Origin of the sequence: Pseudoxanthomonas sp. X-1, assembly GCF_020042665.1 — a bacterium.
Lineage (GTDB): Bacteria > Pseudomonadota > Gammaproteobacteria > Xanthomonadales > Xanthomonadaceae > Pseudoxanthomonas_A > Pseudoxanthomonas_A spadix_A.
In genome coordinates, this window is sequence record NZ_CP083376.1 from 1139892 (window position 1) to 1153862 (window position 13971).

General features: G+C 69.9%; 11 protein-coding genes. 8 read left to right on the forward strand and 3 right to left on the reverse strand.

The annotated features are described in order from the left end of the window. The first annotated feature begins 26 nt into the window (after positions 1 to 26). The 7 genes from LAJ50_RS05040 to LAJ50_RS05070 are packed head-to-tail and all read left to right on the forward strand — an operon-like array spanning position 27 to position 9047. On the forward strand, positions 27 to 2201 hold the full coding sequence (locus tag LAJ50_RS05040; RefSeq protein ID WP_224096480.1) for a polysaccharide lyase 6 family protein: 2175 nt from the start codon (positions 27 to 29) through the stop codon (positions 2199 to 2201). After that, on the forward strand, positions 2198 to 4459 hold the full coding sequence (locus LAJ50_RS05045; RefSeq protein ID WP_138652179.1) for an alginate lyase family protein: 2262 nt from the start codon (positions 2198 to 2200) through the stop codon (positions 4457 to 4459). Before LAJ50_RS05040 ends, LAJ50_RS05045 begins: the two co-directional genes overlap by 4 nt. A 26-nt stretch (positions 4460 to 4485) precedes the next feature. Beyond that, positions 4486 to 5736 (forward strand): MFS transporter, encoded by a 1251-nt coding sequence (locus LAJ50_RS05050; RefSeq protein ID WP_138652237.1) that lies wholly within the window; start codon positions 4486 to 4488, stop codon positions 5734 to 5736. 36 nt (positions 5737 to 5772) lie between these two features. Continuing rightward, positions 5773 to 6525, forward strand: coding sequence for a glucose 1-dehydrogenase (locus tag LAJ50_RS05055; RefSeq protein ID WP_130550829.1), 753 nt, complete (start codon positions 5773 to 5775; stop codon positions 6523 to 6525). A 20-nt stretch (positions 6526 to 6545) separates the two neighbouring features. Continuing rightward, positions 6546 to 7721 carry a GDSL-type esterase/lipase family protein gene (locus LAJ50_RS05060; protein WP_138652177.1) on the forward strand — a complete coding sequence of 392 codons (1176 nt, stop codon included), beginning with the start codon at positions 6546 to 6548 and terminating at the stop codon, positions 7719 to 7721. After that, positions 7718 to 8833, forward strand: coding sequence for a sugar kinase (locus LAJ50_RS05065; RefSeq protein WP_224096481.1), 1116 nt, complete (start codon positions 7718 to 7720; stop codon positions 8831 to 8833). The genes LAJ50_RS05060 and LAJ50_RS05065 overlap by 4 nt, the downstream gene beginning before the upstream one ends. Before the next feature lie 28 nt (positions 8834 to 8861). Further along, a complete protein-coding gene (locus LAJ50_RS05070; RefSeq protein ID WP_130550831.1) occupies positions 8862 to 9047 on the forward strand; it encodes a tautomerase family protein in 186 nt (61 codons plus the stop codon). Here the strand turns inward: LAJ50_RS05070 and LAJ50_RS05075 are convergent. Then, complete coding sequence (locus tag LAJ50_RS05075; protein WP_130550832.1) at positions 9044 to 10534, reverse strand: sensor domain-containing diguanylate cyclase; 1491 nt, start codon at positions 10532 to 10534, stop codon at positions 9044 to 9046. The two genes, LAJ50_RS05070 and LAJ50_RS05075, sit on opposite strands and share 4 nt — an antisense overlap. A gap of 115 nt (positions 10535 to 10649) precedes the next feature. After that, positions 10650 to 11009 (reverse strand): response regulator, encoded by a 360-nt coding sequence (locus LAJ50_RS05080; RefSeq protein WP_224096482.1) that lies wholly within the window; start codon positions 11007 to 11009, stop codon positions 10650 to 10652. Between the two features lie 145 nt (positions 11010 to 11154). On the opposite strand from LAJ50_RS05080, the gene LAJ50_RS05085 reads away from it, so the two are divergent. Further along, positions 11155 to 12513, forward strand: a complete 1359-nt coding sequence (locus LAJ50_RS05085; protein WP_130550834.1) for an ATP-binding protein — start codon at positions 11155 to 11157, stop codon at positions 12511 to 12513. A 65-nt stretch (positions 12514 to 12578) separates the two neighbouring features. Here the strand turns inward: LAJ50_RS05085 and LAJ50_RS05090 are convergent, their stop codons facing one another. Continuing rightward, positions 12579 to 13967 carry a TolC family outer membrane protein gene (locus tag LAJ50_RS05090; protein ID WP_130550835.1) on the reverse strand — a complete coding sequence of 463 codons (1389 nt, stop codon included), beginning with the start codon at positions 13965 to 13967 and terminating at the stop codon, positions 12579 to 12581. Positions 13968 to 13971: the final 4 nt, after the last annotated feature.

A 13971-nucleotide genomic window follows, 5' to 3' on the forward strand; every position in this document is an offset into this window, starting at 1 on the left:
TGCAGGCGGCTTGCGTAGTCGTAGGGATGGGGTGGCTCGGCGGATGGCCCGCCGCGGCGGCCGACGCCGCGCGCACGCATCTGGTCCACGACCAGGCCGAATACAGCGCCGCGACAACCGACCTGCGGCCGGGCGATACGGTGGTGCTGGCCGACGGGGTTTGGCACGACGCGCGCCTGCTCTTCAGGGCGAACGGCCGCCCCGGCCGGCCGGTGCGCCTGACCGCGCAGACACCGGGCAAGGTGGTCCTCAGTGGCCAGTCGGACCTGCGCCTGGCCGGCGACTACCTGGAAGTCTCCAACCTGGTGTTCCGCGACGGCTGGGCACCGGGTGGCGAGGCGCTGTCCTTCCGCGCCTCGCGCAGCGAGCGCGCCAACCACAGCCGCGTGACCGGCGTGGTGATCGATGGCTACAACAAGCCGGACCGCAGTACCTCCGATCACTGGGTGGCGCTCTATGGCCACGACAACCGCTTCGATCACGCGCAGCTGCTGGGCAAGACCAACCGCGGCGCCACGCTGGTGGTGGTGCGCGATGAGGAGCAGGGCCTGGACAACCGCCATCGCATCGACCACAACTGGTTCGGCCCGCGACCCAACCTGGGGTCCAACGGCGGCGAGACCATCCGCGTCGGCACCAGCCACGACTCGCTGAGCGATTCGCATACGGTGGTCGAGGACAACTGGTTCGAAGGCTGCGATGGCGAGGTGGAGATCGTCTCCAACAAATCCGGCGGCAATGTCTATCGCGGCAACGTGTTCCATCGCTCGCGTGGCTCGATGGTGCTGCGCCATGGCGGCGGCAACCTGGTCGAGCGCAATGTGTTTCTGGGCGGCGGCAAGCCCCATACCGGCGGCGTGCGCGTCATCAACGCGCGCCAGACCATCCGCGAGAACTACTTCGAAGAACTGGACGGGCAGGACTTCGCCGCGGCCCTGAGCGTGATGTACGGCACGGCCGATGCGCCGAAGAACCGCTATGCCCAGGTCGACCATGCGGTGATCGAGCGCAACACCTGGATTGCGCCGCGCCAGCTGCTGCTGGGCGCGGGCAAGGACGATGAGCGCAATGCCGCGCCGAAGGACAGCCGCTTCACCCGCAACCTGATCGTCGGCGGCAAGGCCGATCCGCTGGTGGTACAGGGCGATCTCGGCGGCATCGCATTCGCCGGCAACGTGCAGCATCCGGCGGTCTCTCCCGGTTTCCCCGGCGGCGTGGACGCGCGTGATGTGACGCTGCAGCGCGCCGCGACCGGCCTGCTGGTGCCGGCCACGCCCCTGCAGGACATCGGCGCCCCGATCGACCTGACGCCGATCGCGCGCGAGGACGTGGGCGTGCGCTGGTATCCGAAGGACGCGGCGCGCGCGACGTTGGAGAGCGGCGCCGTCCGCCAGGTCGCGCCAGGAGAGGACACGCTGACCCGCGCGGTACGGCGCGCCGCGCCCGGACAGCGCCTGCAGCTGCGCGAGGGACGCTACACGGTCAACGAAACGCTGGCGTTGTCGGTGCCGGTGACCGTGCAGGGGCCGGCACGCGGCGCGGCCGAGGTGCAGTTCACCCGGCCAGTCCTGTTCGACCTGCGCCCGGGCGGCGCGCTCAGGCTTGCCCGCCTGACCATCGACGGAGCGCAGGCGCCGGACGAGACCGGCAATGCCGTGGTCCGCATCGCGCCCGGCTCCAGTGCCGCCAACTACAGCGTGATCATCGAAGACAGCGCGCTGGTGCATCTGGACGGCAATCGCGGCTTCGACGTGATCGTGGCCGGCAAGGGCACGATGGCCGACCTGATCGCGCTGCGTCGGGTCCAGGCGAGCGATGTCAGCGGACACGTCGTGTCGGCCGCCGCCGAGACCGACGATGGCGGCACCTACAACGCCGAGCGCGTGGAGATTATCGATTCGCAGTTCAGCCGCATCGGCGCGGCGGTCGTCGATCTGTACCGCGGCGGCACCGATGAAAGCACGTTCGGCCCGGTGCTGGAGGTGCGCGAATCGCGTTTCGAGGGCGCCGGTGCGCAAGGCGATGCCAGCCTGCGGCTGCACGGCGTGCAGCGCGTGCAGCTGGTCGGAAATACCTTCCGTGACAGCGCCCCGGTGCGCTTCACCCACGCCGTGGGCACGCCAAGTCTGGTGGCCACGCGCAATCAGTTCGTCGGTACGCCGGCGATCCAGTCCGATGTCCCGGTTGAGGCCGCACGATGATCCGATCCGTCCCCCTGTCCGTGCTGCTGGCGTCCGCGCTGGCGCTGTCCGCCGCGCCCGCGCCGGGATCGCCCGCGCCGGCCGCGACCGTCCAGCGCCACGATGCCGATGCCGCACCGGTGCTGGTGACGCTGGAGGAATGGAAGGCGATGGCCACGCAGGGGGCGTCCGCGCCGCTGTTCGCCCGGGAACAGGCCAGGGCGAGCCGGGAGCTGGACAAGCAGCTCCAGCGCGGCATCGACGTGCCGGTGCCCAAGGATCCGGGCGGCGGCTATACCCACGAGCAGCACAAGCGCAACTACCAGGCCATCGAAGCGGCCGGCACGCTGTATCGCCTGACCGGCGACAAGCGCTACGCCGAGTTCGCCCGCGACATGCTGTTGCGTTACGCCAAGCTGTATCCCACGCTGGGCCCGCATCCGGCCGGCCGCAGCGAAGTACCGGGTCGCCTGTTCTGGCAGACGCTCAACGATTCTGTGTGGGTCGTGCATGCGATCGCCGGCTACGACGCGATCCGCGACACGCTTACGCCGGCCGATCGCAAGACCATCGACGACAACGTGTTCCGCGCGATGGCGCGCTTCATGTCGGACGAATCGCCGGACAACTTCGACAAGATCCACAACCACGCGACCTGGGCGGTGGCCGCGGTCGGCATGACCGGCTACGTGCTGCGCGACCCGACCCTGGTCGACAAGGCGCTGAAGGGCACCAGGCAGGACGGCAGTGCGGGCTTCCTCAAGCAGATCGACCAGCTGTTCTCGCCGGATGGCTATTACGAGGAAGGGCCGTACTACCAGCGCTATGCGCTGGCGCCGTTCATCCTGTTCGCCGATGCGATCGCGCGCAACGAGCCGCAGCGGAAGATCTTCCAGTACCGTGACGGAGTGCTGCTCAAGGCGGTCGATACGCTCGTGCAGACCAGCTACGGCGGCTACTTCTTCCCGCTCAACGACGCGATCCTGGACAAAGGCGTGGACACCGAGGAACTGGTGGCCGGCATCGACATCGCCTACGCACAGACCGGCGATACACGCCTGCTCTCGGTGGCGCAGCAGCAGAAGCGCGTGTTGCTGAGTCCTGAAGGGCTTGCCGTAGCCAGGGCGCTGCAGGAAAACAAGGCCCGGCCCTTTGCCTTTCATCCGACGCTGCTGCGCGACGGCGGCGACGGCCGGCAGGGCGCGATGGCGATCCTGCGCATGAATGGCGACGATGGCCAGACCCTGGTGATGAAGAACACCAGCCAGGGCATGGGCCACGGCCACTTCGACAAGCTCAACTGGATCTTCTACGACAATGGCCAGCGCGTGGTCACCGACTACGGCGCGGCGCGTTTCCTCAACGTGGAAGCCAAGCAGGGCGGGACCTACCTGCCGGAGAACAAGAGCTGGGCCAAGCAGACCGTGGCCCACAACACGCTGGTGGTGGACGAGACCAGCCAGTTCGACGGGGACTGGAAGCTGGGCGCGCAGCGTCCGCCCAGGCAACTGCTGTTCGCCGACACGGCCGACACGCAGGTCAGCAGCGCACGCATGGACGGGGCCTACGACGGCGTCAGCTTTACCCGCACGCTGGCGCTGGTGTCGCATCCGGACCTGGGCGAGCCGGTGGTGATCGACCTGTTGCGCGTGCACGGCGACAAGGCGGCGCGTTACGACCTGCCCCTGCATTACGCCGGCCACATCATGCAGGTCGGCTTCAAGGCCGAGCGGGCCGTCGCCGAGCGGCCGGTGCTGGGCAAGGCCAACGGCTACCAGCATCTGTGGGTGGACGCGACGTCGCAGCCGGCGGCCGGGGAGCGCACGCTGGAATGGCTGCTGGACGGGCGCTTCTACACCTATCGTTTCGCCGCCAGCGCCCCGACGCGCGCGATCCTGGCCGAAAGCGGCGCCAACGATCCGGACTTCAATCTGCGCCGCGAGCCGGCGCTGATCCAGCGGATGGACGGGCAGAAGGACGCGACGTTCTACGGCGTGCTGGAGCCGCACGGCGAATACAACGGCACGGCCGAGTACGTCCGCGGCGCGAACAGCCGCATCGACCGGCTCGAACGGATCCGCGGCCGCGATGCCGACGTGGTCGTGCTGAGCCTGGCCGGCGGCAAGACCCTCGCGCTGGCCGTGGCCGACGATGGCTCGGATGCGACGGCCGAACACCACGTCAGCGGCGACGGCTACGACTATCGCTGGCGCGGTGGCTGGGCGCGTTTCGATGCGAAGTCGGGCGCCGCTGCGACGCCCAGGGAGGCCAACCCGTGAGTCGCGCGCGCTCGGCCGTGCGCTGGATGATCGTCGGCCTGATCGCCGTGGCCACGGTCATCAACTACATCGACCGCAATGCCCTGGCGGTGATGTGGCCGGAGATCGCCAAGGACGTCGGCGCGACCAAGGAGGACTACGCGCTGCTGGTGACGGTGTTCATGCTGTTCTACGCCGCGGGCCAGTTCCTGTTCGGGCGGCTGTTCGACATCATCGGCACGCGCATGGGCTTCGCGCTGTCGATCGGCGTGTGGTCGGTCTCGATCGCGTTGCATTCGATCACGCACTCGATCTTCTCCTTCAGCCTGGTACGCGCGCTGCTGGGCGTCAGCGAAGCCGGTGCCTGGCCCGGAGCGGTGAAGGCGAACGCCGAATGGTTCCCGGCGCACGAGCGCGCGCTGGCGCAGGGCATCTTCAACGCCGGTGCCTCGGTGGGCGCGATCGTGTCGGCGCCCCTGATCGCCGTGCTGTTCCTGTGGCTGGGCTGGCGCGGCACCTTCGTGCTGGTCGGCGCACTGGGATTCGTCTGGCTGCTGCCATGGCTGATCGTGTATCGCGCCGGGCCGGACCGACATCCGTGGGTCAGCGAGGCCGAGCGGGTGCTGATCTCCGATCGCGGTGAATCGTCGTCGGGCCCCGCGCCGGAGTATCTGCCCAGCGTGCGCCAGCTGATGTCGCACCGGCAGAGCTGGGGCATCGTGATCGCGCGGTTCTTCCTCGATCCGATCTGGTGGCTGTTCGTCTCGTGGCTGCCGATCTACCTGGCCGAGACCTTCGGCTTCGACATCAAGCAGATCGGCATCTTCGCCTGGGTGCCCTATGTCGGCGCGGCGCTGGGCAGCCTGCTCGGCGGCTGGATGTCGGGGCGGCTGATCGCGCGTGGCTGGAGCGTGGATCGCGCCCGCAAGTGGTCCATCACCGGTGGATGCGTCGTGATGGCGCCGGCACTCCTGGGCGCGGTCCTGGCGACCGACCCGATGTGGGCGGTGATCACCATCGCCGCGGTGCTGTTCGGCTTCCAGGTCGCGATCGGCAACATCCAGACGCTGCCGGGCGATCTGTTCGGCGGCAAGTCGGTCGGATCGCTGGCCGGTATCGGCGGCATGGCGGCGGTCGCCGGCACCCTGGTCACCACCTGGCTGGTGCCGGTGATGACCACCCGATCCTATGCCCCGATCTTCATCCTGGTCGCCGCGCTGGTGCCGCTGTCGCTGATCGCCGTGTGGTGGATCGCCGGTCCGATCCGCAAGCTCGAAGGTCCCGCGCTTCGCGGCTGACCTGCTGTTCCCTTCTCCCACTTCCAAGGACATTCCATGCAATTCAGAGACAAGGTCGCCATCGTCACCGGAGGCGGGCGCGATATCGGGCGCGAGGTGTCGCTCAAGCTGGCCGCCGGCGGCGCCAGGGTCGTGGTCAACTACGCCAACGACGAGGCCAGTGCACAGGCCACGGTCAGGCGGATCGCCGATGCCGGCGGCACGGCCATCGCGCATCGTGCCGACGTCACCGATGCGCGCGCGGTCGATGGCCTCATCGCCGCGACGCAGGCCGCGTTCGGGCAGAAGATCGACGTGCTGGTCAACGTCGCCGGCGGCATGGTCGAGCGTCGTCCGCTGGCGGACATCGACGAAGCGTTCTTCCGCAAGGTGATGGATCTCAACCTCACCTCGACCTACCTCACCACGCGTGCGGTCGTGCCGCACATGGAAGCCGGCGCGGCCATCGTCAATTTCGCCTCGCAGGCCGGCCGCGACGGCGGCGGCCCGGGGGCGGCCATCTATGCGACCTCCAAGGCGGGCGTGATGACCTTCACCCGCGCGATGGCCAAGGAGCTCGGCCCGAAAGGCATCCGCGTCAATTCGCTGTGCTGCGGCATGATCGCCACGCGCTTCCATGACGAGTTCACCAAGCCGGAAGTCCGCACGGCGGTCGCCGGCGCCACGCCGCTGCGCCGCCAGGGCGATGCGGCCGAAGCGGCCGATGCCGCGGTCTACCTGGCCTCCGATGCGGCCAGCTTCATCCAGGGCGCCAACCTGGACGTCAACGGCGGCACCTACTTTTCCTGATCGCGCCTGGGAGGGCCGTCATGCGCTGGATCTACGCCATTGGGCTGGTTGCGGTATGGACGCTGGCGGCGTTGCCGGCGCATGCACAGGTCTGGGTGCCGGCGTGGACGGCCTCGCCGGCGCCGGATCGCAAGGACGGCACGCCGGACAAGCCGGTGCAGTTCGCCGATCAGACGGTGCGCCAGGACATGCGCCTGGGGACGTCGGCCAAGGCACTGCGCTTCCGCATCAGCAACGAACTGGGCACCGTGCCCTTGAAGCTGACGCTGGTCTCGGCGCAGCGCGCCGGGCAGGGCAAGCCGCTGCCGGTCACCGTCGACGGGCGCAGCGAGATCGTCGTGCCGGTCGGTGCGGCCTTGCTGACCGATCCGGTGCCCTTGGCCGCGCCGGCGATGCAGGAGGTCGCGCTGACGGTGTATTTCCGGGAAGCCACCCGGCCGGCCGTGCGCCGCACCCCGTTGCGCATCGCACAGGGCAAGGTGGCACAGGTCGATGACGGCGTGGCAATGTCCTATCTGCAGAGCGTGGTCTCGGCGGTGTACGCCTTGCGCGACAGCAAGCCGAAGATCATCGTCGCGCTGGGCGATTCGATCACCGAGGGCGCCACGGCGACGCGTGGCAGCCATGGCCAGTGGCCGGAACTGCTGGGCGCCCGTCTGCAACAGGCCTGCCCCGATCAGTACGTCGTGCTCAACCAAGGCATCAGCGGCAACAAGGTGATGGACCCGGGACGCAGCCACAGCGCGCTGGCACGGATGGACCGCGACGTGATCGCGGTATCCGATGCCGACGAGGTGATCCTGTTCGAGGGCATCAACGACATCCGCCACAACGGCGCGCCGACCTTCACCCCGGGGCGCAACGCGCCCGACATGATCCTGGCCTACAGGCAGATCGCCCAGCGCCTGCACGATCACCGCATCAAGATCTACGCGGCGACGATGACGCCGTTCGGGGGTTCCGAGCGCTACGAGCCGGTCTCGGCCGGGACCCGCACGGCGATCAACGCCTGGATGCGCGGCAAGGACAGCGGCTTCGACGGACTGCTGGATTTCGACAGGATCCTGCGCGATCCCGCCAGGCCCGAGTCGCTGCCGGACGCCATCACGCGGGACCACCTGCATCCGAACGACGCCGGTTACCAGCGCCTGGCCGATGCCATCGACCTGTCGGTGTTCGGTTGCAAGGCCAGGTGAGCACGACGATGCGCGAGCCGCTGTTCCAGGTCCCGTCCGAAGCCACCCGCCGCTGGGACTGCGCGGCGCTGGGCGAGGTGATGCTGCGCTTCGATCCGGGCGAGGAGCGCATCCGCAGCGCGCGCAGCTTCCGGGTCTGGGAAGGCGGTGGCGAGTACAACGTCGCGCGCGGGCTGCGCAGCACCTTCGGCCATCGCACCGTGGCCCTGAGCGCCTTGCCGCGCAGCGAGCTGGGCGCGCTGGCCGAAGCGATGATCGGCGCTGGCGGCGTCGATACCTCGCAACTGCTGTGGCGCGCGTACGACGGCATCGGCCGCAATACCCGCCTGGGCCTGAACTTCACCGAGCGCGGCTTCGGCCTGCGTGCCGCATTGGGCGTGTCCGACCGTGCGCACTCGTCGGCCTCGCAGATCGGCCCGGACGAATTCGACTGGGACGCGCTGTTCGGCGCGCACGGCGCGCGTTGGCTGCACACCGGCGGCATCTTCGCGGCCTTGTCCGAGAGCACCGCAAGGACGGCGGTGGCCGCGGCGCGCGCGGCGCGGCGACACGGCGTGCCGGTCTCGTACGATCTCAACTATCGCGCCAGCCTGTGGCAGGCCCATCCGGATCCGGATGCGGCGCGCCTGACCAATTGCGCGGTGGCGGCCGAGTGCGATCTGCTGTTCGGCGACGAGTATTCGTTCGCCGCCTGCCTGGGCATGGACGTCTCCGACCTCGGCACGCGCAGCACGCCCATGGATCCGGCACCGGCGCATGCCGCCGCGCAGCGTGCCCTGCAGCGCTTCCCGCAGCTCAAGGCCGTGGCCTTTACCCTGCGCGACGCGCGCAATGCCTCGCGCAATGGGTGGGCCGGCGCGCTGTGCACGCGCCAGGCGTTGCACGTGTCGTCGGCCTATACCGTCGACATTCTCGATCGGGTGGGGGGTGGCGACGCCTTTGTCTCCGGCCTGTTGCATGGCGTGTTCGACGGGGCGGACCCGCAGCGCGCGGTCGAACTGGGCGCTGCGCATGGCGCGCTGGCGATGACCACGCCTGGCGACAACGCGATCGCCTCGTTGGCCGAGGTCGAATCGGTCATGCGCGGCGAATCGGCCGCCGCGCGCCGCTGAAACACCATCGTCATCCAAGGACACCGTCATGCCTGAAGTGGTCGTATTCGCGGTCGAAGGCCGCACCGCGCAGCAGAAGAAAGCCCTGATGAAGGCCATCACCGATGCGGTGGCCGAACACTTCGCCGTCGATCCGGCCGGCGTGGTGGTGCAGATCGTCGAAGCCGCCAGGGACAGCAAGTCCAAGGGCGGCGTGCCCTACAGCGAGCGTTAGGCGCGTACCGCCGCGCGATCGCGGCCGCCGGCCTTGGCGTCGTACAGGGCCATGTCGGCCAGGTGGATCAGGGTGGCCGGCCCTTCATCCTCGCCCAGCCGGCTCGGCCACAGCGCCACCGCGCCCACGCTGATGGTCACCACGCTGGCGCTGTAGCTTTCGGCGTGGGGGATCTGCAGCGCACGCACGTTGCGGCACAGCGCCTCGCCCATCGTGCGCAGGGCGTCCGTATCGCAGCCCGGCAGGACCAGGGCCAGTTCCTCGCCGCCGTAGCGCGCGGCCAGGTCGCCCGGCCGGCGCGCGCCTTGCCTGAGCACCTGCGCCACCTGCGTGATGCAGACATCGCCGGCCTGGTGGCCGTAGGTGTCGTTGAAGTTCTTGAAGTGGTCGATGTCGGCCAGCATGAGGCCCAGCGGCGTGCCGTCGCGGCGCGCGCGCGCCCATGCGTCGGCCAGCGCCTCGTCCAGGGCGCGGCGGTTGGCCAGGCCGGTCAGCGCATCGGTGCGCACCAGCGTTTCCAGCCGGTCCTGCGCGGCCTGACGCGCCAGCAGCTGGCGACGCAGCCACTCGCCCAGGCCCGCCAGCAGTACGACGGTGACCAGCGTCAGCAGCGCATGGGTGCGCACCGAGCCGCGCCAGGCCGTCAGCGCCTCGTCCTCGGACAGCGACGCCACCGCGATCAACGGGAAGCGCTCGCCGTGCTGGAAGCCGCTGATGCGCCGGACGTGGTCGAACGGCGAGGCGTAGGTGATCGAGCCGGTGGGTGCGCTTCGCAGGCGGGCGAACAGGTCCGTGCGCGAGAGGTCCTGGCCGACGCTGTCCAGCTGCGGCGCACGCGCGCACACCTGGCCGGCGTCGTTCAACAGGGTGATGGCGCCATGGCGGCCGACGTTGAACGCCCGGTAGTGCTCGGCGAAGTAGGCCGAGCGGATGCTGGCCAGCACCACCCCGGCGAACCGCCCGCGCGCGTCGTTGTAGCGGCGGCTGACCGTGATGATCCACTGGTTGTCCGAGCGGCTGCGCACGGGCGGGCCGACCCACGGCAGGGTGTCGTCCACGGCCTGGTGGTGCTTGAAGTACGCCCGGTCGGCGTTGTTCACGTTGCTCGGCAGGTGTTCCAGCGAGGAGGCGATCCAGCGGCCCTGCGCGTCGTACACGAACAGTCCGTGGATGCGGCCGGAGCGGCGCGCCTCATCGCCCAGGTAGTCGTCCAGCCGGCGCGCTTCGCGCGGCGCGGCGCCGTCGATGCGCAGGTTCTCGACGATGCCCGACAACACGCTGTCGGCCACCAGGATCGAATCCTCGGCGTGCTGGCTGACCGAGCGCGCCAGGTTGCCCGCGTCCAGATGGATCTGGGCGGTCGCCTCGCGCCGGGTCTCCAGCCCATGCCAGTACTCGGCGCCTGCGAACAGCAGGCAGACGGTCAGCACGAATCCGCGCAGCAGTTCGGGCAGCCATCGCCGACGTGGCGGGTCGGACATCGTCATGCCGGTGGCCCCCCTCCCGGGCGTGGCGTGGTCTGGGCGCGACCCGCCGGCCGGGGCCGACGCGCGCTGTGACGCATCTTGCCCCAGACGCCGCCGGGAGTGGATGAAAGGTGCTTCAGGTGCTCTGGCGCGCCAGCTGCTGGCGCAACATGCCCAGCAGCGCCTGCCGGTTGTAGGGCTTGGGCAGGAACCTGGCGTTGGCCGGGAAATCCCGGAAAGAGCCCTCGGCGTGGCCGGAGGTCAGCACGACCGGAAGCTGCGCATCCAGATCGGCCACGCGGCGCGCCAGCTGGATGCCGTCCATGCCGCCCGGCATGTTGATGTCGCTGAAGACCAGATCGAAGGTCGCGCCGCCCTCCAGCAGCTGCAGCGCCTGATTGCCGCCGTTGGCCTGGGTGACCTGGTAGCCCTCGGCTTCGAGGATGAGGGCCGCGATCTCGCGCGCGCCGGCGTCATCCTCGACGATGAGGATCATTGGGATAGGAGCCATGTGGCGCGGAAAACCTGAAAAGCCGTGTAGGCCGGATTCTGTTCACCGCGCTGTGAAAGGGGGGTGACCTCGGCTAGGCTGGGGCCGTGCCCGCCACGCGGATGACGGCGGGCCGTGTTGTGGAGTTCCCATGCCAGCCTTCTCGCGAGATCACTACCGACAGATCGTCGAACTGTCCGGCGACGGCATTTTCGAGCTCGATGCCGGCGGCCGCGTGGTGACGGTCAACCAGCGTGGCCTGGAACTGCTCGATGCCTACGGCCGCCACGACGTGGTCGGCCGGCGCTGGCACGAGCTGTGGACGCCCCCGATGCAGCCCATCGCCCGCGAGGCGGTGCGCCTGGCCGGCGTGGGCCAGCGCAACGAGTTCCAGGGCGCCATCCAGACCCTGCGCGACCAGGAGCGGATCTGGTCGGTGATCGTCAGCCCGCTGGCGCTGGAGCCCGGCCAGCCGATGCTGCTGCTGGCGATGTGCCGCGACGTCACCGACCGCCTGCGCGCCGACCAGGCCCTGCGCCTGATCAACGAGAGCCTCACCTCGCAGCTGCAGGGCGCCGAACTGCGCGCACTGGTCACCGCGCGCCACGCCGATTTCCTGGAGTCCTCGCTCACCCAGACCCAGGAGCAGGCCGAGGCCGAGCGCCATGCGGCCGAGCGGCTGCGCGGGCAGGTGGACATCGCCGAGGCCGCGCGCAACCTGGCCGAACACGCGCGCGACTCGGCCGAGCTGGCCTCGCTGCAGGCGCAGAAGGGCGAGGCGGTCGGCCAGCTGGTGGCCGGCATCGCCCACGACTTCAACAACATGCTGCAGACCGCGGTGGCGGCCATCAGCGTGATCACCGACAGCCCCGAGCAGCTGACCCCGCTGCAGCGCAAGCTGCTGGGGCGCGGGCAGGAGGCGCTGCACCACGCCTCGATGCTGGCGCGCCGGCTGCTGGCGTTCTCGCGCCGGCATCCGCCGCGCTTCGAAGCGCTGGACCTGCGCGAGGTGGCCGCGTCCATGGCCGAACTGATGCGCCAGGCGCTGGGCCCGGACATGGTCCTGGTGGTCGAGCCCGCCCCGCAGGCGCTGATCACCCAGGGCGACCCGCATGCCATCGCCCAGGCGGTGATGAACCTGTGCATCAACGCCCGCGACGCCTGCCAGAACCGCGGCCAGATCACCGTGTCGTTCTCGCACCAGTCCATCGCCAGCGACGGCGCCACGCCCTCGCGCGCCAGCGGTCAGTACGTGGTGCTGTCGGTGGCCGACACCGGCACCGGCATGGACCAGGCCACGCTGTCGCGGCTGTTCGAGCCGTACTTCACCACCAAGCCCGAGGGGCAGGGCACCGGCCTGGGCCTGGCCCAGGTCTATGCGCTGATGCGCCACAGCGGCGGCTTCATCGATGTCGACACCGCGCTGGGCCGCGGCACGGTCATGAGCCTGTGGTTTCCGCAGGCCGAGGGCGCCAGCGCCCACGCGCAGGCCGCCACGCACGCGGCCTGAGCGGGCCCGTAACGCACGACGGCCGCTCGCGCGGCCGTCGGCTCCTTCCCGCGATGCGAGGGAGCTTACTGCGCCTTGGGCACGCCGATCGCCTTGACGTCGTCGTCGCTCAGGCGGGTATTGGCGTCGGCGCTGAGCAGGGCGTTGACGTCCTGCAGGTCGGCCGCGTCCAGGGTGCCGGCGGCGGCCTCCAGCAGCAGGCGGTTCTGCAGGAAGTTGTACTTGGCCAGCGAGTACTGCTCCTGCGCGGCCACCAGGTTGTTCTGGTTGGTCAGCACGTCCAGCACGGTGCGGGTGCCCACTTCCAGGCCGACCTGCGAAGCGTCGTAGGCGCTGCGCGCGGAGACCACGGCCGAACGGCGGGCCTCGATCTCGCTGATGCCCGCTTCCAGCACCTGGTAGGCGTTGCGCGTGTTGCGCACCACCGCGCGGCGCTGCTGCTCGAAGGCGTCCTGGGCCGAATCGCGCTGGGCGACGGCCTGGCGCACCTGCGACTGGGTGGCGCCACCGGAGAAGATCGGCACGTTCAGGGTCAGCCCGATCGAACGCGAGTCGTACTCGCCGCGACGCGACCCGTCGGCGCCGGTCTCGGTGTCGCCGCCCCAGCTGGCGCTGCGGCCGTAGCTGCCGCTCAGGCCCAGGGTCGGCAGATGGCCGGCGCGCGCGGCGCTGATGCCGGCATCGGCCGACTGCACCTGCAGCTGCAGCGACTTCAGCGCCGGGTTCTGCGCCAGCGCGGTGTCGACCCAGCCATCGGCGCTGTACTGCGAGGGCAGCTGCGGCTTGAAGTCGTCCGGCAGGCCACGCAGGTTGGTGATCGGCTGGCCGGTGATCTCGGTCAGCGCCTCGTAGGCGTCCTTGAGGGCGTTGCGCTGGGTGATGACGGTGGCGCGCGCGCTGTCGTAGGACGCGCGGGCCTCGTGCACGTCGGTGATCGGCGCCAGGCCGACATCCAGGCGCTTCTGCGCGTAGTCGAACTGCTTCTGGAACGCGGCCTGCGCGGCCTCGGCCGAGGCCAGCGTCTCGATCGCGATCAGCACGTTGAAGTAGGCCGCCGAGGTGCGCGTGATCAGCGAGTCGTTGGCCGAGTCCAGATCGAAGTCCGCCGACTGGCTCAGGGCGCGCTGCGAGCGGACCCGGGCGTAGTCACCGAAGTTGATCAGGCTCTGGCTCACGGTGACGCTGTAGTCGCGCGAGCGCGGGCTCTCGATCCACTCGCCGCCATGGGTGACCTTGGCGCTGGAGCGGCCCAGCGAGGCGGTGCCGTTGACCTGCGGCAGCAGCGTCGCCCGGGCCTGCACCACGCCTTCCTTCTGCGACAGGCGCGCGGCTTCGGCCTGGGCCAGGGTCGGGTCGCCGTTGCGGGCCATTTCGTAGGTCTGCATCAGGTCGGTGGCCGAGGCGGCCGAGGGCAGCGCCAACGCGACGGCGAGAACGAGGGGGAGACGGCTCATCGTG

What these genes read in the sequence shown, in the direction of transcription:
- LAJ50_RS05080 (WP_224096482.1), bottom strand. Translation starts at nt 11,009, where the DNA reads ATGATCCTCATCGTCGAGGATGACGCCGGCGCGCGCGAGATCGCGGCC.
- LAJ50_RS05050 (WP_138652237.1), top strand. Translation starts at nt 4,486, where the DNA reads ATGATCGTCGGCCTGATCGCCGTGGCCACGGTCATCAACTACATCGAC.
- LAJ50_RS05085 (WP_130550834.1), top strand. Translation starts at nt 11,155, where the DNA reads ATGCCAGCCTTCTCGCGAGATCACTACCGACAGATCGTCGAACTGTCC.
- LAJ50_RS05040 (WP_224096480.1), top strand. Translation starts at nt 27, where the DNA reads ATGGGGTGGCTCGGCGGATGGCCCGCCGCGGCGGCCGACGCCGCGCGC.
- LAJ50_RS05045 (WP_138652179.1), top strand. Translation starts at nt 2,198, where the DNA reads ATGATCCGATCCGTCCCCCTGTCCGTGCTGCTGGCGTCCGCGCTGGCG.
- LAJ50_RS05070 (WP_130550831.1), top strand. Translation starts at nt 8,862, where the DNA reads ATGCCTGAAGTGGTCGTATTCGCGGTCGAAGGCCGCACCGCGCAGCAG.
- LAJ50_RS05090 (WP_130550835.1), bottom strand. Translation starts at nt 13,967, where the DNA reads ATGAGCCGTCTCCCCCTCGTTCTCGCCGTCGCGTTGGCGCTGCCCTCG.
- LAJ50_RS05060 (WP_138652177.1), top strand. Translation starts at nt 6,546, where the DNA reads ATGCGCTGGATCTACGCCATTGGGCTGGTTGCGGTATGGACGCTGGCG.
- LAJ50_RS05075 (WP_130550832.1), bottom strand. Translation starts at nt 10,534, where the DNA reads ATGACGATGTCCGACCCGCCACGTCGGCGATGGCTGCCCGAACTGCTG.
- LAJ50_RS05055 (WP_130550829.1), top strand. Translation starts at nt 5,773, where the DNA reads ATGCAATTCAGAGACAAGGTCGCCATCGTCACCGGAGGCGGGCGCGAT.